This is a genomic window from Glutamicibacter uratoxydans, assembly GCF_006539925.1.
Taxonomy (GTDB): domain Bacteria; phylum Actinomycetota; class Actinomycetes; order Actinomycetales; family Micrococcaceae; genus Glutamicibacter; species Glutamicibacter uratoxydans.
In genome coordinates this window covers 31,069-52,102 of the sequence record NZ_BJNY01000014.1, presented here as the reverse complement: position 1 = coordinate 52,102, position 21,034 = coordinate 31,069, and the positions used below count along the sequence as shown (strand labels likewise).

At 60.9% G+C, this 21,034-nt stretch carries 17 protein-coding genes; 7 read left to right on the top strand and 10 right to left on the bottom strand.

The genetic code is table 11. The annotated features are described in order from the left end of the window. Window positions 1-266: 266 nt before the first annotated feature. Complete coding sequence (locus AUR04nite_RS12620) at window positions 267-515, top strand: WhiB family transcriptional regulator (protein WP_047118688.1); 249 nt, start codon at window positions 267-269, stop codon at window positions 513-515. Between the two features lie 148 nt (window positions 516-663). Next, complete coding sequence (locus tag AUR04nite_RS12615; RefSeq protein ID WP_141365570.1) at window positions 664-2,937, top strand: Stk1 family PASTA domain-containing Ser/Thr kinase; 2,274 nt, start codon at window positions 664-666, stop codon at window positions 2,935-2,937. A gap of 75 nt (window positions 2,938-3,012) precedes the next feature. Here the strand turns inward: AUR04nite_RS12615 and AUR04nite_RS12610 are convergent, their stop codons facing one another. Together AUR04nite_RS12610 and AUR04nite_RS12605 are read right to left on the bottom strand one after the other, a co-directional pair. Then, on the bottom strand, window positions 3,013-4,404 hold the full coding sequence (locus AUR04nite_RS12610; RefSeq protein ID WP_141365568.1) for a class II 3-deoxy-7-phosphoheptulonate synthase: 1,392 nt from the start codon (window positions 4,402-4,404) through the stop codon (window positions 3,013-3,015). Window positions 4,405-4,509: 105 nt separating this feature from the next. Next, window positions 4,510-5,184, bottom strand: coding sequence for a lysophospholipid acyltransferase family protein (locus AUR04nite_RS12605; RefSeq protein ID WP_141365566.1), 675 nt, complete (start codon window positions 5,182-5,184; stop codon window positions 4,510-4,512). Between the two features lie 134 nt (window positions 5,185-5,318). On the opposite strand from AUR04nite_RS12605, the gene AUR04nite_RS12600 reads away from it, so the two are divergent. The 3 genes from AUR04nite_RS12600 (at window position 5,319) to AUR04nite_RS12590 (ending at window position 8,445) form a co-directional block, all read left to right on the top strand. Beyond that, window positions 5,319-6,080, top strand: coding sequence for an alpha/beta hydrolase (locus AUR04nite_RS12600; RefSeq protein WP_141365564.1), 762 nt, complete (start codon window positions 5,319-5,321; stop codon window positions 6,078-6,080). Then, window positions 6,077-6,523, top strand: a complete 447-nt coding sequence (locus tag AUR04nite_RS12595; protein ID WP_141365562.1) for a hypothetical protein — start codon at window positions 6,077-6,079, stop codon at window positions 6,521-6,523. The genes AUR04nite_RS12600 and AUR04nite_RS12595 overlap by 4 nt, the downstream gene beginning before the upstream one ends. 110 nt (window positions 6,524-6,633) lie before the next feature. Then, complete coding sequence (locus tag AUR04nite_RS12590; RefSeq protein ID WP_141365560.1) at window positions 6,634-8,445, top strand: AMP-dependent synthetase/ligase; 1,812 nt, start codon at window positions 6,634-6,636, stop codon at window positions 8,443-8,445. Here AUR04nite_RS12590 and AUR04nite_RS12585 read toward each other — a convergent pair. Then, complete coding sequence (locus AUR04nite_RS12585; protein WP_141365558.1) at window positions 8,418-8,957, bottom strand: hypothetical protein; 540 nt, start codon at window positions 8,955-8,957, stop codon at window positions 8,418-8,420. The genes AUR04nite_RS12590 and AUR04nite_RS12585 overlap by 28 nt on opposite strands. A 148-nt stretch (window positions 8,958-9,105) precedes the next feature. Further along, on the bottom strand, window positions 9,106-12,558 hold the full coding sequence (locus AUR04nite_RS12580; protein WP_141365556.1) for a pyruvate carboxylase: 3,453 nt from the start codon (window positions 12,556-12,558) through the stop codon (window positions 9,106-9,108). A gap of 350 nt (window positions 12,559-12,908) precedes the next feature. Here AUR04nite_RS12580 and AUR04nite_RS12575 point away from each other — a divergent pair, with 350 nt between their 5' ends. Next, window positions 12,909-13,724: a ParA family protein gene (locus tag AUR04nite_RS12575; RefSeq protein ID WP_141365554.1), complete on the top strand. Its 816-nt coding sequence runs from the start codon at window positions 12,909-12,911 to the stop codon at window positions 13,722-13,724. Window positions 13,725-13,839: 115 nt separating this feature from the next. Here AUR04nite_RS12575 and AUR04nite_RS12570 read toward each other — a convergent pair whose 3' ends face one another. The 4 genes from AUR04nite_RS12570 to AUR04nite_RS12555 form a co-directional block, all read right to left on the bottom strand. Next, window positions 13,840-14,433, bottom strand: a complete 594-nt coding sequence (locus AUR04nite_RS12570) for a MerR family transcriptional regulator (protein WP_141365552.1) — start codon at window positions 14,431-14,433, stop codon at window positions 13,840-13,842. Window positions 14,434-14,678: 245 nt separating this feature from the next. Next, window positions 14,679-15,158, bottom strand: coding sequence for a bifunctional nuclease family protein (locus tag AUR04nite_RS12565; protein ID WP_141365550.1), 480 nt, complete (start codon window positions 15,156-15,158; stop codon window positions 14,679-14,681). A gap of 41 nt (window positions 15,159-15,199) precedes the next feature. Then, window positions 15,200-15,949, bottom strand: a complete 750-nt coding sequence (gene ftsR, locus AUR04nite_RS12560; protein ID WP_141365548.1) for a transcriptional regulator FtsR — start codon at window positions 15,947-15,949, stop codon at window positions 15,200-15,202. Window positions 15,950-16,032: 83 nt separating this feature from the next. Next, window positions 16,033-16,485, bottom strand: coding sequence for an FHA domain-containing protein (locus AUR04nite_RS12555; RefSeq protein ID WP_141365546.1), 453 nt, complete (start codon window positions 16,483-16,485; stop codon window positions 16,033-16,035). 233 nt (window positions 16,486-16,718) lie between these two features. Between AUR04nite_RS12555 and AUR04nite_RS12550 the strand changes: the two genes are divergently transcribed. Further along, complete coding sequence (locus AUR04nite_RS12550) at window positions 16,719-17,081, top strand: DUF488 domain-containing protein (protein WP_141365544.1); 363 nt, start codon at window positions 16,719-16,721, stop codon at window positions 17,079-17,081. Window positions 17,082-17,284: 203 nt separating this feature from the next. Here the strand turns inward: AUR04nite_RS12550 and AUR04nite_RS12545 are convergent, their stop codons facing one another. Next, window positions 17,285-19,177 (bottom strand): FAD-binding monooxygenase, encoded by a 1,893-nt coding sequence (locus AUR04nite_RS12545; protein ID WP_141365542.1) that lies wholly within the window; start codon window positions 19,175-19,177, stop codon window positions 17,285-17,287. Between the two features lie 125 nt (window positions 19,178-19,302). Beyond that, entirely contained in the window at window positions 19,303-20,994 is a 1,692-nt protein-coding gene (locus AUR04nite_RS12540; RefSeq protein WP_141365540.1) for an ABC-F family ATP-binding cassette domain-containing protein, read from the bottom strand. Window positions 20,995-21,034 lie beyond the last annotated feature (40 nt).

The following is a 21,034-nucleotide window of genomic DNA, read 5'->3' as shown; positions in this document are numbered from 1 at the left end:
CTAAGTGCAACGTGAAATCCATGTGAGAAAGCACTCAGGCAATACGACATATTTCGCATGAATGACCCTTGTTTACTTTCCCGTAACATGAAAACCTTATGTGGTCGGCAAAACGATGACCCCTTCGTATCGCCTGACCATTCGAAGAGCACTTCGGTAACTGGACCGCAATCTTGAACTTCACCTTAAATTTGGTGGTTCTTTAGCGTGCGTTCATTCGAGAGGCTGTTCGTTACCCTCAAAGATTTCAAGGAGCATCAATTAGCATGGATTGGCGTAGCCGCGCGGCGTGTCTGGATAAGGACCCGGAACTATTCTTCCCGGTGGGCAACACCGGTCCGGCCCTCTTACAGATTGAAGAGGCCAAGAGCGTTTGCCGTCGATGTGAAGTCACCGAAACCTGCCTGCAGTGGGCAATCGAATCTGGCCAAGATGCTGGTGTTTGGGGTGGCATGAGCGAAGACGAGCGTCGTGCTCTAAAGCGCCGTGCAGCACGTGCACGTCGCGCATCTTAATAGACTGCGCCCGAGGTAAATCTCGCAACCCGGGACGCTGTACGAAATCCGTCAGTGGTAGACACCGCTGGCGGATTTCGACTTTAAACCGGGATTTCTCAGGTCAGCTAGGTACATTTAAAGGTAGTAATCTTGTTCGAAAGGAGTCGTGGGTGATCCTCACCTATTCGGCATCCCAACATGTATCGGGGGTGAGCTCACGTTGAGCCAAGCGCACACCGACCCAAACCTCGGCAGAACCCTCGATGAACGCTACCGAATCGACCATCTGCTCGCTTTGGGCGGCATGTCTCGAATCTATCGCGGGATGGACAAGCGCCTGCACCGGGCCGTTGTCATCAAGATTCTCAACGAGAATTTTGCCAATGAATCCACTGTTCGCGAGCGATTTGAGTCTGAAGCCGTCATCGCAGCGAATATTACTCATCCGAACGTAGTTTCCATTCGTGATCACAATGTCACCGACAACATCGTGTATCTGGTTATGGAATATGTGAGGGGTAGAAATCTCGAACAGGTCATCGCCGAACGCGGACGGTTCACTCCTCGGCAGACCTTGAGCGTTTTGGAGCAGGTTTGCCGTGGACTGAGTGCCGCCCACGCCGAAGACATCATTCATCGAGATATGAAGCCGGCGAATGTCCTCCTGGCAGATTCGGGTGAAGTAAAGATTACTGATTTTGGGCTAGCCCGTGCTGCCAGCGCACACACGCAGTCGGCAACACTAGTTGCCACTTTGTCGCATGTCTCCCCCGAATTGGTCTCTGGCTCACCAGCTGATTCGCGCAGCGACATCTACGCAGTTGGCATCATGATCTATCAGATGCTTACAGGGCGTTTGCCCTACAGCGAATCCAATGCCGCAGCCCTGATGAAGCACCACTTGGACTCGCCCATGCCACTGCCTTCGTCGATAGTTCCAGGTGTGGCCCAAGACCTTGACGAGCTGGTTCAATGGTGTACCGAAAAGGATCCGGAGCGCCGCCCGCAGAATGCAGGGCTGTTGCTAGATGAAGTAGTACAGATCCGTTCTATGCTGACCGATGACCAGCTCGATCTCGACGCCGAGTCCCTCGGCGGCGTTGAGGACCTCATCCCTCGCGCCATCACCCACATGCCCACGACCCTGCAGCAGCGCCTTGACGAGATGCAGCGAGAGCGTGAAGAAGAGCGTGAAAAGCAGTGGCACCTTCGAAAGTCTGAGCAATTGACCCAGGCTTCAACCAGGACTGACAGCGTTGACCCAGAAGCTACGTCTGTTATCGCTACCTCGGATGCCACTGAGGTACTGAATCTTCGTGAGGCCCAGGCAACTGTGGTGCATGCTCCAGGGGCTCTCGATGTCGAGCGCCTCAAGCACACGGAAGCCATGATGCGCCCAGAATTCTCTGATGAACTCTCAGCGCGAACGATTCAGCCAGATGCGTCGTTGGCCTCCGGTACTTCAGCTCGGACGCAGAAACGAGCTGAAAAGCAGGCAGAGAAACAATGGCGCAAAGAAGCGCAGATTCCCACGCATCGACTCCAGAAGGCGAAAAGCAGTTCGCAGAAACTCGTCATCGCCCTTGTCTGGATTTTTGTTGTCGCACTTGTAGCGTCTGCCGGCTGGTTCTTCGGCAAGGGCCCTGGGACGATCATCAGGATTCCCTCGCTGACAGGATTATTACAAGAACAGGCCGTGGCACAGTTGGAGGGTCAAGGCGTTCCTGTACGCGTCACCACTGCCTACGATGATGAGCTTGCAATTGGAAGAGTCGTCGACACCCGCCCTGAATCCGGGATGAATATCATGAAGTTCCAGGGCGTGGACCTGACCGTCTCGCAGGGCCCTGAACTATTCGAAGTCCCCTCACTCAAGGGCGAGGGGCTTGACGACGCTATCGCTGAGCTTGAGAGCCTCGGTTTTGCCAATCACAAGAGCAAGTCCGAATATTCTGCAGACATCCCGGAAGGCTCAGTGATCGGCTCCTCGCCGGCTGCTGGAAAGAACATCGCCCGCAAGGATCTGGTTACCTTAACCGTGTCGAAGGGACCCGCTCCGGTCCAGATTCCCGATCTGCGGGGCATGAGCGAGGACGAAGCGCGCACCGCACTTGAAGAGATCGGTCTCAAGCTAGAAACCGGAGATTCCGTCTTCTCTTCAGATGTTCCGCAAGATCAGGTGGTCTCGCAGACTCCTTCTTCTTCGACAGCAGACGTCGGCAGCTCTGTGGAAATCCGGCTGTCCAAGGGTCCGGAATACATCGAAGTTCCTTCGGTCGTCGGAATGGAAGCCGACCAGGCTGTTGCAGAACTTGAAGCTGCCGGGTTCAGCGTGAATACCCATAATGTTCTGGGCGGTTTCTCGCAAACTGTCCGCATGCAGACTCCTTTGAATCAAACTGCTGTCCGCGGCAGCGAAGTCACCATCTACACCTTTTAGGTAGAGCGCAGACGGCAAAAGGTCCGTTAGCTTTCACTGAGTGAAAGCTAACGGACCTTGTTTTTGTGCTGCTAGCTATCGGCGTGCACGGCTTTGCAGAGCCGAAGACACCAAGAACGCCATTTCCAGGGACTGGCGATGGTTCAAGCGCGGATCGCACAATGATTCGTACAGCGAATCAAAGTCTTCCTCGCGGATTGGATCTGCACCGCCGAGGCATTCTGCCACATCGTCGCCGGTCATTTCCACGTGAACGCCGCCTGGGTAAGTGCCCAGCGAGTCGTGGACTTCGAAGAAGCCGCGGACTTCGTCCATGACGTCGTCGAACTTTCGGGTCTTGTAGCCGTTCTTGCTGGTTACGGTGTTTCCATGCATCGGGTCGGTGACCCACAGGACCTGGGCACCAGTATCGGTGACCTTCTCGACAAGATTCGGCAGCTTCTCGCGGATGTTTTGGGCACCCATGCGCGTAATGAAGGTCAATCGGCCCGGCTCGCGATTCGGGTCGAGCTTGTCGATCAGCGCGATCGTATCGTCGACCGAAGTATTCGGGCCGAGCTTGACGCCAATCGGATTGCGCACACGCGAAAGGAAGTCGACGTGTGCATGGTCCAGCTGACGAGTGCGTTCGCCGATCCACAGGAAGTGTCCCGAGGTGTCGTATGGCAGACCGGTGCGTGAATCAGTTCGGGTCAGCGCTCGTTCGTAGTCGAGCAGCAGTGCCTCGTGAGATGCAAAGAACTCAGTGCGGGTCAGTCCCTCGAATCCGGCTCCGCAGGCATCCATGAAACGGATTGCCGAATCGATTTCTCCGGCAAGCTGTTCGTACTGCGAATGCGCAGGGTTCGCCATAAATCCGCGATTCCACGAATGCACGCTGCGCAGATCGGCGAATCCACCCTGGGTGAAGGCGCGGATCAGGTTCAGGGTCGCAGAAGACGTGTTGTAGGCCTGGACCATGCGCTTTGGGTCGTGGGCGCGGGATTCTGGCGTGAACTCGTAGCCGTTGACGATGTCGCCGCGGAATGCCGGCAGGGTAACGCCGTCTCGGGTTTCGTCGTTCGAGGAACGAGGCTTTGCAAACTGGCCAGCCATGCGGCCCATCTTGATCACTGGCATCGAAGCGCCGTAGGTCAGCACAACGGCCATCTGCAAAATGGTGCGAACACGGGCGGAAATCTTGTCGGCAGTGGCATCTGCGAAGGTTTCAGCGCAGTCGCCTCCCTGCAGCAAGAAGGCCTTGCCCTGGGCGGCCTGCGCCAGGCGCTCGCGCAAAACATCGACTTCGCCGGCAAATACCAGTGGCGGACGCGAACCCAGTTCAGCAATTGAGGCACTATAGTCCGGATGCTCACTCCAGGTGGGCTGTTGGGCAATAGGCAGATCACGCCACAGATCAAGTTGCGGGTCGGTGGCGGGGCCGGCTACAGAGGAGCCTGGCAATGGGGTTCGGTTTACTTCGCTCACCTTGACAAGTCTACGTGTCTTCGGGCCAAAGCACCGCGTGAAATGTAACAGCCACACGTAACACTGGACACGAGCAGTTCCCCATCTGGCGCTTCGCGGAACCGGCTACTTCTTCTTGGCCTTGCTTGGCGCATACACGTCGGCATAGACCTGTCCTGAGAGAACATTGATGGCCTTGCGGATTTCGTCGGCTACCTGTCGCATCACGATCGGGTTGCCTGCCTCGTTCTTCAGGTGCGAAAAGTCCAGCGGCTTGCCGATCTTAATGCCGATGCGTCCCGGATGCGGCAGGCGCTGGCCAATGGGCTGCACTTTGTCAGTGTTGATCATGGCGATGGGAATGACCGGAACGCCGGTTTCCAATGCGAGCTTGGCTACCCCGAGCTTTGCCCGGTACAAGCGTCCGTCCGGCGAGCGCGTGCCTTCTGGATAGATCCCCAAAAGCTTGCCTTCAGCCAAAGCGACGTTGGCGCTGGCCAGCGAGGCGGCGGATTTTTGGCCTCCGGAACGGTCCATCGGCAATTGGTTGATGTTGCGAAAGAACCAGGCAACAAAGCGGCCCTTGAGCCCCTTGCCGTTGAAGTAGTCATCCTTCGCCAAGAAGACGACGGGCCGTTCCAATGAAGCAGGGAGGAAAACGGAATCGCTCACAGACAAGTGGTTGGACGCGAGAATGGCCCCGCCCGAGTCCGGAATATTGTTGAGGCCTTGAATCTCGATCTTGAAGAAGATCCGCAGCAATGGTCTGACAGCGAATCGTTTCAGAAAGTCGTAAAGCACGGTGCGGCGATTCCTTTTCTCGTCTTCAAGCCTTGCACGGTCCTCTCATCGCGAAAGTTGACCGCAATGCGGGTCCGCACCCTTCAATTGTGCACTACGCTCGAGGGAGATTGCAGTCAATGTAGGGGGATGCAATGAATCAAGACCACGATGCGCCAAAGTCCATGCAGCCCGCAGTGCTGCTGATCCATGGTTTTACCGGGTCGACGACGGCGATGAAGCCATGGGCGCAGTATTTGCAGGATGCCGGATTCGAAACTTCCTGCCCTGTGCTGCCCGGCCATGAAACGCAGTGGAAAGATATGATCGGCGTCGAATTCGGACAGTGGATTCAGGCTACAGAGCAGGCATTTGACCAGCTCGCCGCCGGCCATGACCGCGTCTTCGTCGCCGGCCTGTCCATGGGCGGTGCGCTGGCCCTGCATCTGGCAACCCGCCGGAACGTCGCCGGTGTCTCCTTGGTTAATCCCGGACTAGTCGTTGACAGCAAGCTGGCTCCGTTCACGAAGTGGCTGAAGCATGTCGTGAAGTCCGTGGAACCCATCAGCAACGACATTGCCAAGCGCGGAGCCGATGAACAGGCCTATGAGCGCACTCCGGTGGCTGCAGTGGAAGAACTGTACAAGCTTTTCGCCCAGACCCGCAGCCGGTTGGGGCTGGTGACCGCACCGGTGCAGCTGTTCCGTTCGACGGTGGACAACATCGTGTCCGAAGATTCCGTGCGGGCCCTGTCCAGTGGGCTGCGGCAGGGGGTTTTGGTCGAACATCATCAGCTGCTGCATTCCAAGCACGTGGCAACCCTGGACTATGACGCGGACCAGATTTTCGAGGAATCCGCCAGGTTCTTCCGCCAGTTGATCTTGCCCCCTGCCAGCCGTCCGGAAGCCGCATCATGAAGCCAGAAGATATGACTCCAGCCGGGTCGGACGATCCGAGGTGGGACGAGCTGGTGGAGAATTTCCGCACCTTGGACCAGGATGCACCGCGCGAACCCAGCGCCCAGGAGCGTGAACAGCAGCTACGAAAGCTGTTCAACACCGGGCCCGGCGCGCTGCCAGGTCCGCGGGACTACCAGCCTCAAGATGACCAGGAGGATGGCGGCGAGCAGTTCATTCCCGAAGAGCCTCCCGCATTGGGGTCTGGAAATCCGCTGGTGAACCTCGCGTGGACCGCCGCGGTCGGCGGGCCGGTCGGGCTGCTGCTGTGCGTCATCCTGTTTCGGTCGGCTCCAACATTTGTCTACATCGGACTGGCCATCGCCGCGGTGCTTGGCACGGCCTACTTGCTGCTCCGGCTACCCACCGAACGCGATCCGGGAGATGATGGGGCCAGGGTCTAGCGGACTTTGTACTTGCAGACCGCTAGGTTACTGTAGAGTAATATCATTGTGACGCGGATTACGTCGCGTTGCTCATGGGGTCACATCAAAGTTCAGGAGATGAGTATTAGATGCGCGAATATAGCTCACCGCTACGCATTCACTCGCCAGCACAGTCCAACATCACCGATTTACTACTGCGCCATGCGAACTCCGCCGCTAACCCCGCCCTATTCTCTAAACCAACTGACGGCTCGGGCTGGCAGGATGTCACCGCATCGCAGTTCGCCGCCGAAGCCGGAGCAATCGCCAAGGGCTTCATCGCCAACGGCATCAAGCCCGGCGACCGCATCGCACTCATGGCGGCCACCCGCTACGAATGGTCGCTGGTCGATTTCGCCATCTGGTTCGCCGGCTGCGTCACCGTCCCGATCTATGAGACCTCCTCCCCCAGCCAAGTCGCCTGGATCATCGCCGATTCCGGAGCCGTCGCCGCCGTCGTCGAATCAGCGTCGCATGAAAGCGTCGTACGCCAGGCAGCCCATCAGGAACAGCTGGAGGGCCTGAACCACGTATGGCAGTTCGGCGCCGGCCTGCAGCAGCTTACAGAAGACGGTGCGAAGATCAGCGACGAACAGCTCGAAGAGCGCCGCACCGCAGCGGGCCTGAGCGATGTCGCCACCATCATCTACACCTCGGGCACCACCGGCCGCCCCAAGGGCTGCGAACTGACCCACTCGAACTTTGTTGAGCTGGCAGAGAACTCGGTGGCAGAGCTTCCAGAAGCCGTCTACCCGGGGGCATCAACTATCATGTTCCTGCCCCTGGCCCATGTCTTTGCGCGCTTCATCTCCGTGGTCAACGTGGCCGCAGGCTGCCGCACCGGCCACACTCCCGACGTCAAGCACCTGCTGGAGGATCTGCAGTCCTTCAAACCGAACTTTATTCTGGCTGTGCCGCGCGTCTTCGAAAAGGTCTACAACTCGGCCATGCTCAAGGCCGAAGACGGCGGCAAGGGCAAGATCTTCCATGCCGGCGTCGACGTGGCAGTACGCTATTCCCGCGCGCAGCAGGCAGGGAAGATCCCGCTGGCCCTGACGCTGAAGCACAAGCTCTTCGACGCGCTGCTGTACAAGAAGCTGCGCGACGCGATGGGCGGAAACATCCGCCATGCAGTCTCCGGCGGCGGACCGCTGGGCGAACGGCTCGGGCACTTCTTCAACGGCATTGGCGTGACCGTGCTGGAAGGCTACGGCCTGACCGAAACCACCGCGCCGATCTCCGTGAACACCCTGGCAAAAATCAAGATCGGCACCGTCGGCAAGCCGCTGCCGGGCAATGCTGTGCGCATCGCCGACGACGGCGAGATCCTCGCCAAGGGCATCTGCGTTATGCGCGGCTACCGCAACCGTCCGGAACTCACGGATGAAACCTTCACCGATGGCTGGTTCCACACCGGCGACATCGGAGAGCTGGATTCCGAAGGCTTCTTGAAGATCACCGGGCGCAAGAAGGAAATCATCGTCACCGCCGGCGGCAAGAACGTCATCCCGGCCCTGCTGGAGGACCAGATCCGCGCCGATGCGCTGGTGTCCCAGTGCCTGGTGCTCGGCGAAGGCCGCCCGTTCATTTCCGCACTGGTCACCTTGGATCCGGAATCACTGCCGGGCTGGCTCGAACGCCACAACCTGGACAAGAACACCGCCATGAAGGACGCCATCGAGCTTCCGCAGATCTCCGAGGCGATACAACAGGTCATCGACAAGGCGAACAGCACTGTAAGCCGCGCCGAATCAATTCGCGCATTCCGCATCGTTCCAGATGACTTCACCGAATCTTCGGGACACCTGACCCCGTCGATGAAGATCAAGCGCGCTGTAGTCGTCAAGGACTACAGCGACGTCATCGAAGGCATCTACTCGGCGCCCAAGCCGACAGCGTAGTCCAGCACGGCGCGGGCCAGAGCCCACGAGTCGTCGGCAGAAGCGGCCCAGGGAAACCTGCGGCCGCTTTGCTGTTCCCCGCCGAGGTAGGAAGGCTGGAGCACCACATGGTTGAAGACCGGCTGGTGCTTGGCTCGTCCTTCGCCCCATTGCGCGAAGACCAGGTTCTGGGCCAGCGCGGTGCGCCCATTGGCCAAGAGCCACTGCACCAGATCCATGAGCTGGTCTTCGCCATCAGGCCCCGACCCGCCGAGCACGACCAGGACGTCGACGTCGTCGAACTTCCCGTCCATCACGCTGCGCACCCGGGCAGGGCCTGCGGTGTCTACCGCAGCGGCCAGGCCCAGCGACTCCAGCTGGCTTCCCAGGCGCTGCGCAACCTCCTGGTGCGGCAGCTGCCCGCCCAGGGTGAACAGCAGGATCCCGAGCTCTCCAAGCGTCGAGGAAACGTGGGCCGCGGCCTTGCCCAGCCGCCGCTGCTCGGCCCGCGAAGAAGTTCTTGCTGGTTTCATACTGGCTCCCCTGTTGCTCCTGGACTGCTGCATGGTGCCGGCCGCTGGACTCGGCGCCGCACACCAGCACGATTTTTCCACAAACAAGGGGCGGTGCACGATTCATTGATCGCGCACCGCCCCTTGGCGGCAGATTGCCTGCCTGCGGCTACTTCGGCTCGACGACTACCAGCAGGTCTCCGCCCTGCACCTGGCTGGTGCCGTTGAGCGTCACCTGGGCGACGATGCCGGAAACGTTGGCGGTGATGCCTGCTTCCATCTTCATCGCCTCAATGGTCGCGACCGATTGGCCCGCCTCCACCAGGTCGCCGACCTGGACGTTGACGGTGACGGCGCCGGCGAATGGGGCCGCCACATGGCCGGTGTTGTTCGGATCCGCCTTCGGGGCGGTCTTGATCGTGGACTCCACCGACTCGTCGCGGACCTTGACCTGGCGGGACTGGCCGTTGAGCGTGACGACCACGCTGCGCATGCCCTTCTCGTCGGGCTCCGAAACCGAGACCAGCTTGACCAGCAGGCGCACGCCGGTGCCCAGCGAAATCACGTGCTCGACACCGCGGACCAGGCCGAAGAGGTAGTCGCGGGTATGCAGCACCGACAGGTCGCCGTAGTTCTCCACCGACTTCGCGAAGTCGCGGGCCGGTCCGGCGAACAGCAGGCGGTTCAGGGTGGCGCGCACGGTTGCATCGTCGCCTTCCAGTGCGGCGGCGTCCTCTGCGCTCAGCTGTTCGATGTGCGCCTTGACCTTGCGGCCCTGCAGCGCCTTGGTGCGGAAAGGCTCAGGCCAGCCGCCTGGAGGGTTGCCGAGTTCGCCGGAGAGGAACTGGATCACCGAATCCGGGATGTCGTAGTTCTGCGGGTTCGCCTCGAATTCCTCCGCTGGCACTCCCGAGCCCACCAGCTGCAGCGCCAGGTCGCCGACTACCTTGGACGACGGGGTCACCTTGACCACATTGCCCAGCATGTCGTTGACCGAGGCGTACATCGACTCGATGGCTTCGAAGCGCTCGCCAAGCCCCAGCGCGATGGCCTGCTGGCGCAGGTTGGACAGCTGTCCGCCGGGGATTTCGTGCTGGTAGACGCGGCCGGTGGGAGCCGGAAGCCCGGACTCGAACGGCTTGTACATCGCCCGCACGGCTTCCCAGTACGGCTCCAGCGAGGCGACCGCTTCCAGGGACAGGCCTGGATCGCGCTCGGTGAATTCCAGCGCCGCGACCAGCGCCGACGCCGATGGCTGCGAGGTGGTGCCGGCCATCGCCGCGCTGGCGACGTCCACGGCGTCCACGCCCGCGTCGATGGCGGCCATCAGGGTCGCCATCTGTCCGCCGGAGGTGTCGTGGGTGTGCAGGTGCACCGGCAGGTCGAAGCGCTCGCGCAGCGCGGTGACCAGCTTGGCCGCCGCGGCCGGGCGCAGCAGGCCCGCCATGTCCTTGATCGCGATGATGTGGGCGCCGGCGTCGACGATCTGCTGCGCCAGGTCCAGGTAGTAGTCAAGGGTGTACAGCTTCTCGTTGGCATCCAGCAGGTTGCCGGTGTAGCACAGGGCCACCTCTGCCACCGCCGTGCCAGTCTCGCGCACCGCCTTGATCGCCGGGGCCATCTGGGACACGTCGTTCAGCGCGTCGAAGATGCGGAAGATGTCGATGCCGGCGGAGGCCGCCTGCTTGACGAACGCATCGGTGACCTCGGTGGGGTACGGGGTGTAGCCCACGGTGTTGCGGCCGCGCAGCAGCATCTGCAGCGGAATGTTCGGCAGCTCAGCTCGCAGCAGTTCCAGGCGCTTCCACGGGTCCTCGCCCAGGAAGCGCAGCGAGACGTCGTAGGTTGCCCCGCCCCAGACCTCCATGGAGAACAGCTGTGGGACGGTGTGCGCGTAGGCGGGCGCGGCGGCCAGCAGGTCGCGGGTGCGCACGCGGGTTGCCAGCAGCGACTGGTGCGCATCGCGGAAGGTGGTATCGGTGATGCCGACCGCCTTGGAATCGCGCAACGCCTTGGCAAAGCCCACGGGGCCTAGCTCCAGCAGCTTCTGGCGCCAGCCGTCGGCAGGATGCGCTTCAGCCGAAGGGCCGTCGAACGGCGAACGCAGCGGCTCGCTGGACTTGTCGCCGGGGAAGGCAGGCAGCTTCTTGCGCGGGTCGATGCCTTCGATGCGCGGCCCGTTGGGCTGGTTGACGGTGACATGCGCCAGGTAGCTCAGCGCCTTGGTGCCGCGGTCCTGCGACTCATTGCCGGTGAGCAGGTCGGGGCGCGAGTCGATGAAGTCGGTGGCGACGTCGCCGGCGATGAACTGCGGGTCGTTGAGCACGTTGAGGATGAACGGGATGTTCGTTGCCACGCCGCGCACGCGGAACTCGGCCAGCGCGCGGCGGGCACGGCCCACAGCGGTGGCGTAATCTCGGCCGCGGCAGGTCAGCTTGACCAGCATGGAGTCGAAGTGCGGGGAGACTTCGGCGCCCGTGTAGATGGTGCCGCCGTCAAGACGCACGCCCGAACCGCCGGCCGAACGGTACACGGTAATGGTTCCCACGTCCGGACGGAAGCCGTTGGCCGGGTCCTCGGTGGTGATGCGGGACTGCAGTGCCCAGCCGCGAACCTTGATCTTGTCCTGGCTGATGCCCAAATCGCTCAGGGACTCGCCCGAGGCAATGCGCATCTGCGCCTGGACCAGGTCGATGTCGGTGACTTCTTCGGTTACCGTGTGCTCCACCTGGATGCGCGGGTTCATTTCGATGAAGACATGCTGCCCTGCACGTTCGCCGACGGTGTCGACCAGGAATTCGACGGTGCCGGCATTTTGGTAGCCCAAGGCTTCTGCGAACTTCACCGCATCGCGGAACAATGCCTGGCGGATGCTCTCATCCAGGTTCGGCGCCGGGGCGATCTCGACGACCTTCTGGTGGCGGCGCTGCAGCGAGCAGTCGCGTTCATGCAGGTGGACGATGTTGCCATGCTCGTCGGCAAGGATCTGAACCTCGATGTGCCGCGGACGCAGTACCGCCTGCTCAAGGAATACCGTGGAATCGCCGAAGGCCGTGCCGGCCTCGCGCATCGCGGCGCCCAGTGCCTCTGGCAGGTCCTCGCGCTTGTCGACGCGGCGCATGCCGCGGCCGCCGCCGCCGGCAACTGCCTTGACGAAGATCGGGAATCCAATCTTGTCCGCCTCGGCAATGAGCTTTTCAGCATCGTCGCTCGGCTCCGAGGAGGCCAGTACCGGGATGCCTGCTTCACGAGCGGCCTTCAAGGCAGCGACTTTGTTGCCTGCCAGCTCGAGAATTTCGGCCTTCGGTCCAATGAACTTGATTCCGTTGGCTGCCGCGGTGCGGGCCAGTTCCGGGTTTTCCGAAAGGAATCCGTAGCCTGGGTAGATGGCATCCGCGCCGGCTTCCTTGGCAACGCGGACGATCTCATCAATATCCAGGTACGCACGAACCGGATGTCCTTCTTCACCAATCTGGTAGGCTTCGTCGGCCTTCTGACGGTGAACTGAGTTGCGGTCCTCATGTGGGTACACGGCAACAGTTTTTGCGCCTACCTCGTAACCTGCACGAAATGCACGGATTGCGATCTCACCGCGGTTGGCGACCAAAATTTTTTCAAACATAGTGTCCCTACATCGAATCAGCACAGCTGCTTCCCGCCGGCATTCGTGGCTCTGAACGAATTCAATTCCGGAGGCAACCAGATGTGTCGGGTCTGGCAAAGGCGCTGAATCAAGCACCTTCTGGCAACACCCTACACGGGTGACCCACAGAACACCCAAACATTTCTTCATGTGGTCAGACCACATGAAATATTGGGCGAAGCTGATGCTTTAATCACTAAGTTGGTTCTAAGTGCGAAATCCGCCGTTGCAAAGTCGGGGAAACACCCTCTTGCACACTATGATGATGAGAGACTAAATAATTCGGTGGGACGTTCAAGAAGCGAACAGTGAAAGGCGTGGTCTGGTCCGTGCACGTAGTGAGCATCAGCAGCCTCAAGGGCGGCGTTGGAAAGACCTCCGTAACACTCGGGCTGGCTTCGGCGGCACTTGCCGCAGGCATCCCGACTCTGGTCATCGACCTTGACCCTCATGCTGACGCCAGCACCGGCCTTGGCGTCCGAGTCAACGGCAACCAGCCTATTGGCCAGATGCTGAAGTACGCACGCCGCACCCGCCTGCAGGACAACGTGGTCGCCGCCGCGTGGCAAACCAAGGCAGCCGAGAAGAAGTCGCGTACGCGCATCCCGGTTCTGGACGTTGCCGTCGGCGACGCATTCACCAGCGTCTACGACCGCCCGGACCTGCGCACTCGAGACCTGCGCCGCCTGACCCAGCTGCTTAGCCGCACCAGCGGCTACCAGCTGGTCCTCATCGACTGCCCTCCCTCGCTCAATGGCCTGACCCGCATGGCATGGAGCGCTTCCGACCAGCTGCTGCTCGTCGCCGAGCCAAGCCTCTTCTCTGTTGCAGGCACCGAGCGCACCCAGCGAGCACTGGAGCTGTTCCGGCGGGAGTTCGCCCCTTCTTTGGGCCCAGTCAGCGTCGTGGCCAACCGCGTCCGCAAGGACTCGGCGGAACATACTTTCCGCTTGGCTGAGATGCGGCAGATGTTCGGGGACTCGATGGTCAAGCCAGAGATTCCTGAGCATCCTGAATGGCAACAGATCCAGGGTGCCGCCTACTCGGTCCACCTCTGGCCGTCGAAGAGCACTGCCCCGATGCTTTCGCAGTTTGATGCACTGCTCAAAGACGTCATGAGCAAATCATCCCAGGGAAATAAATAGCGCTCCCCCACAGATCCCGACCTGTCGGGACACGGGCCAAGCACAAACAAAGAAGTGCGGCGGTTGAATCTAATGATTCAACCGCCGCACTTCTTGGTCTTCTCTGAACTTGTTGTCACCCGACGTGGCGGGCCGCTTTGGCCGCCCTGCGGGCCGCCAGCTCGTCTCCGAGGCCTGCCTGCTCAGCAGAACTTTCTGAGGGCAGCTGGGCCAGTGAGCCTTCTACTTCTCGCCAAACTCGGCCGACAGCGATGCCAAAGACGCCCTGCCCCTTCTGCACGAGGTCGATGACCTCATCTGCGCTGGTGCATTCGTACACCGAAGCGCCATCGCTCATCAGGGTGATCTGAGCCAGGTCCTCAACCCCGCGTTCCCGCAAATGCGCGACGGCAGTCCGGATCTGCTGCAGCGATACGCCGGTGTCAAGCAGCCGCTTGACGACCTTGAGGACCAAGATGTCCCTGAATGAATACAAACGCTGGCTGCCAGATCCCTGCGCACCCCTGACCGCGGGCTCAACCAAGCCGGTTCTCGCCCAGTAGTCCAGCTGCCGGTAGGTGATTCCCGCCGCCTTGCAGACAATCGGCCCGCGGTACCCCGCATGCTCGTCGAGCTGCGGCAGGTCGTCGGTGAAGAGAAGGCCTTGAGTATTGGACCGATGCATACCACCGACGGCCCCGGTACGGGGACCCACCTGGTTAGTCTCCATCCAAATGCTCCTTGCAAGTCAGCGCGAATCGTTACGAGTTGGGGACTGTCGTGCGATACCTGCAGGTACGAGTGATGATAAGCCATGCAGAGCCAGCAGAATAATCCCTATGCCTCGACGGTACGGCTATATTGAAGCAGGGTCAAAGACCTTCAAGCTTAACTTTAATCCGTGTCGCTTTCCCCGAAATTACGGCTGCCGCACGGAGCAAAAGTCCGTTCAGAAAATCGCCATGAATCCAGGGCCTAGGTAAAGTCGTCAGGATCGATATTGTCGAGGAATTCCCGAAATTCGCGCATCTGTTCTTCGGGTGCTTCTTCGCCCTCGGAGCTACTCTCGATAACCACGCCGGCTTCGTTCATGACTTCCTCGGTGCATTGGATAGGACACTGCACCCTGACGGCAAGGGCCACGGCATCTGAGGATCTGGAATCGACCCGCTTGCCGTTGGAGAGAACCAGCTCGGCGGTGAAGACTGCATTCTGGACGGCCACAATCTCGATGCGCTCCAGAGTCACTTCCATGGCTTCCAAGACGCTGAGCAGGAGGTCGTGGGTCATCGGCCGAGGTGGTGTCAAACCCTGTTCAGACATGGCGATCGCCGAGGCTTCCGGCGCGCCGATCCACAATGGGAGAAAGAGATTTTCATGTTGCTGCTTCAGCAACAGCAGCGGCTGATTCGTCGGCAGTTGGATACGTATTCCTGCGAACTCCAAATCCAGCATGATTGCCCCCTGAGAGTTGGAAAGTCGCTTCTGGCTTCAGCTTAGCGGTCGATTTGCGAAACAGCACGCTGCACCAAGGCATCGTGCAGTTCCAGGCATTGCCGCGAAATTTCTTGGGCTTCTTCCGCCGCCCGTGCCCGGGCAGACACCTCTGGCTTGCGCAGATCGTTTCCGACGATTGATTCGATCAGCGAGTACTCGCGCTCGGCGGCGGTCCTGAACTGGCGAAGATGCCTAGGCTCGACTCCATGCGCGGAAAGCTGCACAGCGGACTTCGTGACGCGGATGCAATTTGCGTCGAAGAGGCCGTTCGCTGATTCAATGAGCCCGTAGTTCAGCAATTCGACGACGAGTTTCTCGCTGGCGCCGGTGATCCCCTGCAGCTCGGCAAGCGACACCGAGCGCGAATGAAGCTCGGCCGCTTCGGTCATATCGGTGCTTACGGCTACAGGGGCCGCTGGCGCGCCTCCAGGCAGGGCAGCAGGGCTTTCGCCCCGATCAACCGCGTCTAGATGGTCTTTGATGACCTTCAGCGGCAGATACTGGTCGCGTTGGACCGAGAGGATGAACCGCAGCCGGTTGACGTCGGATGCTGTGTACTTGCGATAGCCAGCCGAGGTGCGCTGGGGAATGATCAGCCCCTTGTCCTCCAAGAAGCGGATCTTGGAGGCGGTGACCCGGGGAAACTGGTCTTTAAGTTCAGCGAGGACTTCGCCGATGTTCAGGACTGCCTGTCGCACATTATCTTGGCGAACTGCCTCGATTCGTGGGCTGCGGGCTGCGTCAAACATCGGCAAAGAACAAACACCTCAAAGATCAAATAGACGCCAAAACATCATTGGCGTTGGAACCTAATACTTCAAACTTCACTAGTTTAAAGGTTTGGCACACTCTGGTAGAAATTGAGCCGGAACTTTCCGATCTGCACCTGCACGCCGTTGCTCAGGGCAATGGAGTCAATCCGGTCGCCGTTGATGTAGGTGCCGTTCAGCGAGCCAATGTCGCTCAAGGTGAAGCCCTGTGCGGTGCGGACGAATTTTGCATGTCGGCGCGAAACGGTGACGTCGTCCAGGAAGACGTCGGCGTTTGGGTGGCGGCCGGCAATGCTCTCGTCGGTATCCAGCAGGAATCGAGCGCCCTTGTTCGGACCGGTGTGCGCAATCAGCAGGGCAGAACCCTGGGGCAAAGCCGCAACAGCCTTTTTCTCATCGTCGTTCAGCGCATAGATAATCGCTGGTTCCGAAGAGCTCTGGAACGTCGGAAGGGAAATATTCGTCGTCTCGGAGGCAGACTCGATATGCGGGTCAACCGGCCCATGTTCCGACATTTGTGGTCCTCCAGAAAATCTGCATCAAGTTCGTACACGACGAGCTTGTATTCAACATCGGCTTGGTATGAGTACCAAACTATTTCCAGATTAGCCTACTCAATGCGCAAGCGATAACAGAAAAGTCGATATTTTCATCTCGCTCCAAGCTCAAACGTGGGATGATTCGAATATGGATGGTGTTCAGGGCGCATCAACCGTGAACATCTCAAACGATGAAAGCGTGTGGAGCAATGACCGATATTCTTCTCAAGCGCGCCTATTCCGACCCTGAAGCATCCGATGGATTCCGGATTCTGGTGGATCGACTGTGGCCCCGCGGGCAGTCAAAAGACAAATTGAAGCTGGATCTGTGGGCGAAATCCATCACCCCCAGCCCCGATCTGCGCAAGGCCTGGCATCATGACCCGGACCGTTTTGACGAGTTCGCCGAGCACTACCTGCAGGAGCTGAATCAGAATCCAGCGGTTGATGAATTTCTAGAAGTTCTCAGCGAGCACCCGAAGGTTACCTTTGTCTATGGGGCCAAGGACGAGCACATCAACCACGCGGTGATTCTTCGGGACTATCTGCTGGATCAGTTGTCTGGACACTAGGCGGCACGAAGCACACACCGTCAGTACAGATCTGTTCGGAGTCGACCACCTGCTGGAGGTGGAAAGTGAATTCTTGGCTCATGGCATTGACCTTCCACGAATGCTTGCCTGTTCAGGAGTTTCAACCTCCAGCAGCCAGCAGTTATTCCTGCGGACGCCGAAGTGTTCTGCGGCGCCCGCTGGCTGCTGGCTGAAACGCCCGTCTAGCCGTGCTGCTGGAGCATGATGGGTTCAAAGAACGATGCCAACGCGTCAGTGGCATCCAGCGGAAGAATATTGGCAACATACATGTCCGGGCGGACGATCACGATGGCGCCGTCGCGCGAGATCTGCCGTTCGTCAAAAATGTCGGGGCTTCCAAGCGTGGTGTAGACCTTTTCGTAGTCAGTCAACCCGAATTTTCCAACGCTGGGACGGAAGACCTTGGGCGCATCATTGATGTCCATCTGTGCATAGTCCTGCTGGTACACCACCTTCACGTCGAACACTGCGTCGACATCAGCACCAGCAGGCGTGAACCTCACGATCGGCGAGCGTTCGGATCCAAGCAGCCAGTCCGACAGGTCGGCGATCTTCTGGGACTGGCCTGCCGGGTGCTCATCGGCGAATACATAGATCCGGTAGCGCCCGTCGGCCCGGTGGTGATGGCCCAGATGCCGTGGATTCGCATCGGCCAGGCGCATGACCTGCCCTGATTTGAAGCGCTTGCCAATCGGGAAGCCCGCGGCCAGGTGCTGGTGCGCGGAAGCGGCAGTCAGCTCGGACGGCGCATATTCGGTCATGAAACCGGCAGGGAATTCCGCGGTGCGGACGTAGAATTCGGCCACGCCCTCCTTGCCTTCAAGTTCTGCCGGGCTGGCTGCCATCATCGAGGACCACTGCTTGTCGAAGTCGATCAGGTCGCGGGCGATCACCGTGCGCTCTGCCGAGTAGGTGCGCAGCAGCGACTGCGGGGCCCGTCCGGACAACACGTAGCCCAGCTTCCAGGCGAGGTTGAAGCCGTCCTGCATGGAGACGTTCATTCCTTGGCCAGCCTTGGCTGAGTGGGTGTGGCAGGCGTCGCCGGCAATAAAGACCCGCGGCTCGCGGGTGCCGGCCTGTTCCAGTGGAACATCGTCGAAGCGGTCGGCGAGGCGGTGCCCTACCTCGTAGACGCTGTGCCAGGCGACGTCCTTCACCTCAAGGGTGTAGGGCTTCAGGATTGCCTGGGCGCGCCGGATGATTTCCTCCAGCGGGGTCTGCCGGATGCGGCCGCCGTCATCGGCAGGAACTTCGCCCAGGTCCACGTAGAGCCTGAACAGCTGGCCGCCTTCGCGGGGAATCAGCAGGATGGAACCGGCGCTGGAGTGGATGGCGCATTTGGTGCGCACATCCGGGAAGTCGGTCACGGCCAGGGTGTCCATGACGCCCCAGGCGTGGTTGGCCTTGTCCCCTGCCAGTTTTGCGCCGATACAGCGGCGGACGTTGCTGCGCGCGCCGTCGGCGCCTACGGCGTACTTGGCCCGCACGACGCGTTCGATGCCTGCGTTGTCTTCCCCGCAGCCGGTCAGCACGGCTTTGACCGGGTAGTCGCCGGCCTGATCGACCGACAGTTCCTTGAGCTCCCAGCCGTAGTCGGGCGCCGTGCGTGCAGGGCTGTTGGCTGCGAATTCGGCGAAGTAGTCGATCACGCGGGCCTGGTTGACCACCAGGTGCGGGAACTCGCTGACCCCGGTCGGATCGTCCGCGGTGCGGTCAGTGCGGATGATCCGACCAGGATCCTGGGGGTCAGGATTCCAGAAGGCGGTCTCGGTGATGACGTAGGCCTCGGCAGTGATGCGCTCGGCGAATCCGAACGCCTGGAAGGTTTCCACGGTGCGCGATTGGATGCCGTCGGCCTGGCCGATTTGCAGGCGGCCGGGCCGGCGGTCGATGATGCGCGTATGCACGTCGGGGAAGGCGGAGAGCTGGGCGGCGGTGATGATGCCGGCCGGGCCTGCGCCGACGATCAGCACGTCCATTTCATCGGGCAGCTGCTCGAGGCGGTCGAGCCCGGTTCCCGCCGCGGGCTGGACCCGGGGGTCCGCGGACACATATCCGTTGTGGTGGAACTGCACAGCGTCAGCCTCCCTTTCTCCCTGCCGGTGGCCCTGGCTGAGAACTTGTAGCGCTACATTGCAGATAGATCATATACGATATGTGATCCAATGCACATAAAAGTCCACCATCTGGGCACCGGCGGCTAGCCCAGCTGCCGCACGGTGCCCGTCCGGACCTCCAGCCGGTGCAATGCTCCGTTCTGCCCGAGCTTCTGCTGCCACCTGCGGTCATGGCTGACACTGATCACGGTGCCCGGGTACTCCGCCAACGCATCTTCAAGCTGTTCAACCAAGGCCGGGGACAGATGGTTGGTCGGTTCGTCGAGCAGCAGCAGCTGGGCTTGCGAGCTGACGGCAACCGCCAGCTCAAGGCGCCGCTGCTGGCCCGTTGACAGGGCCTGCGGATGGCGCAGGAAATCACGGGGGTCGAAAAGCCCCAGGGCGGCCAGCGTCTCGGCTGCATCGTCGAGGTATTGGCCGGTGGCCAGGGCAAACGACTGCAGCAGGCTCTGTCCGCGCAACGGAGCCGCTTCCTGCCGAAGCCAGGCGCAGCGCAGGTCCTCGGCGCGGTGGATGCCGCCGCTGCTGTACTCCAGCTCCCCTGCCAGCAGCCTGAGCAGGGTGGTCTTGCCTGCGCCGTTGGGGCCTGTCACCAGCCAGCGCTGCCCCAGGCTGATGTCCAGATTGGGGCACGCCAGCCGGGGCTCGGTGGCACGCACCGGTTCATGCAGGCTGAGCAGCAGCCCGGATTCATTGCCCTGCTCCCCCGCTGTAGGCAGCGTGAATTCAAGTTCTTCCGCAGGGCGCGGAGCAGGATGGGATTCGAGCTCCTCGATGCGCGACTTGGCCTGCCTGACTTTAGAGGTGGAGCCGTGGTTACGGCTGCGCGGGCGGAAGTTTCCATGGCCGAACGCGGCCTTTTCCTGCTTTCGCGGAATCGCGGCAACCCTCGACGTGTTCTTCCGCACCAGGCTTTGGGAGCATTCAAGCTCGTCTTTCCAGCTCTCATAGGCCGCCAGCGCCGCCTGGCGTTCCTGCTCCTTGGCCTTCAGGTAGCCGTCATAGCCGCCCCCATAGTGGCGCAGCGCCCCGTCGGCGACTTCCACGATGCTGCGGGCGAAGCGCTTGAGGAACATGCGGTCGTGGCTGACCACCAGCAAGGCTCCGCGATGCGCGTCGAGGCTGCGTTCCAGCCAAGCCATCGCCGTCTCGTCGAGGTCGTTGGTCGGTTCGTCAAGCAGCAGCAGCTGGGCCCCGGAGCACAGCACGCAAGCCAGGGCCAGCCGGGAGCGCTGCCCTCCTGACAGCCTTGCCGCCGGCATCCGCCGGTCCAGGTGCGCCAGCCCCAACTGCTGCAGGGCGCGGTCCATCCGCTGCTCCAGCGAATACCCCTGGGCCGCTTCGTAGATGTCGGTCAGCTGCTGCAGCTGGCCCAGCAGCTGCTCCTGCCGGCTGCCCGAAGCTGCGCCAAGCCGCCTGCTGACGGCATCCATCAGCCGCTCCAGCTCGCGGAAGCGGTGGTGGTAGGAGTCGATGACCTGGCCGATGCTCAGTTCCGGCCCGAACCGGGGAGCTTGGGCGGCGTAGGCGATATGGCCGGGAACATTGGCGCGCCGTACACCATGGACGGGGGCCAGCGATCCGGCGGCCAGGCGGAGCAGCGTGGATTTTCCGGAGCCGTTCTCGCCCAGGACCGCCACGCGGTCAACGGGTCCAAGGCTGAGGTCGACGCCGTCAAGGACGTCACGGTCGCCGAAGCTCATGCTGACGCCGCGCAGTTCAAGGCAGAAGGCCTCGGGAGTGTGGAGTGTTTCTGCAGGCAAGGGGGAAGTCATGGTGTGTTCTCAATCCTCACGTCGACGGCATGACAACCGC

Excerpts from the sequence above, each read along its gene's own strand:
- AUR04nite_RS12620 (WP_047118688.1), top strand. The coding sequence starts at position 267 with ATGGATTGGCGTAGCCGCGCGGCGTGTCTGGATAAGGACCCGGAACTA.
- AUR04nite_RS12600 (WP_141365564.1), top strand. The coding sequence starts at position 5,319 with ATGAATCAAGACCACGATGCGCCAAAGTCCATGCAGCCCGCAGTGCTG.
- AUR04nite_RS12595 (WP_141365562.1), top strand. The coding sequence starts at position 6,077 with ATGAAGCCAGAAGATATGACTCCAGCCGGGTCGGACGATCCGAGGTGG.
- AUR04nite_RS12590 (WP_141365560.1), top strand. The coding sequence starts at position 6,634 with ATGCGCGAATATAGCTCACCGCTACGCATTCACTCGCCAGCACAGTCC.
- AUR04nite_RS12585 (WP_141365558.1), bottom strand. The coding sequence starts at position 8,957 with ATGAAACCAGCAAGAACTTCTTCGCGGGCCGAGCAGCGGCGGCTGGGC.
- AUR04nite_RS12580 (WP_141365556.1), bottom strand. The coding sequence starts at position 12,558 with ATGTTTGAAAAAATTTTGGTCGCCAACCGCGGTGAGATCGCAATCCGT.
- AUR04nite_RS12570 (WP_141365552.1), bottom strand. The coding sequence starts at position 14,433 with ATGGAGACTAACCAGGTGGGTCCCCGTACCGGGGCCGTCGGTGGTATG.
- AUR04nite_RS12565 (WP_141365550.1), bottom strand. The coding sequence starts at position 15,158 with ATGCTGGATTTGGAGTTCGCAGGAATACGTATCCAACTGCCGACGAAT.
- ftsR (WP_141365548.1), bottom strand. The coding sequence starts at position 15,949 with ATGTTTGACGCAGCCCGCAGCCCACGAATCGAGGCAGTTCGCCAAGAT.
- AUR04nite_RS12555 (WP_141365546.1), bottom strand. The coding sequence starts at position 16,485 with ATGTCGGAACATGGGCCGGTTGACCCGCATATCGAGTCTGCCTCCGAG.
- AUR04nite_RS12550 (WP_141365544.1), top strand. The coding sequence starts at position 16,719 with ATGACCGATATTCTTCTCAAGCGCGCCTATTCCGACCCTGAAGCATCC.
- AUR04nite_RS12540 (WP_141365540.1), bottom strand. The coding sequence starts at position 20,994 with ATGACTTCCCCCTTGCCTGCAGAAACACTCCACACTCCCGAGGCCTTC.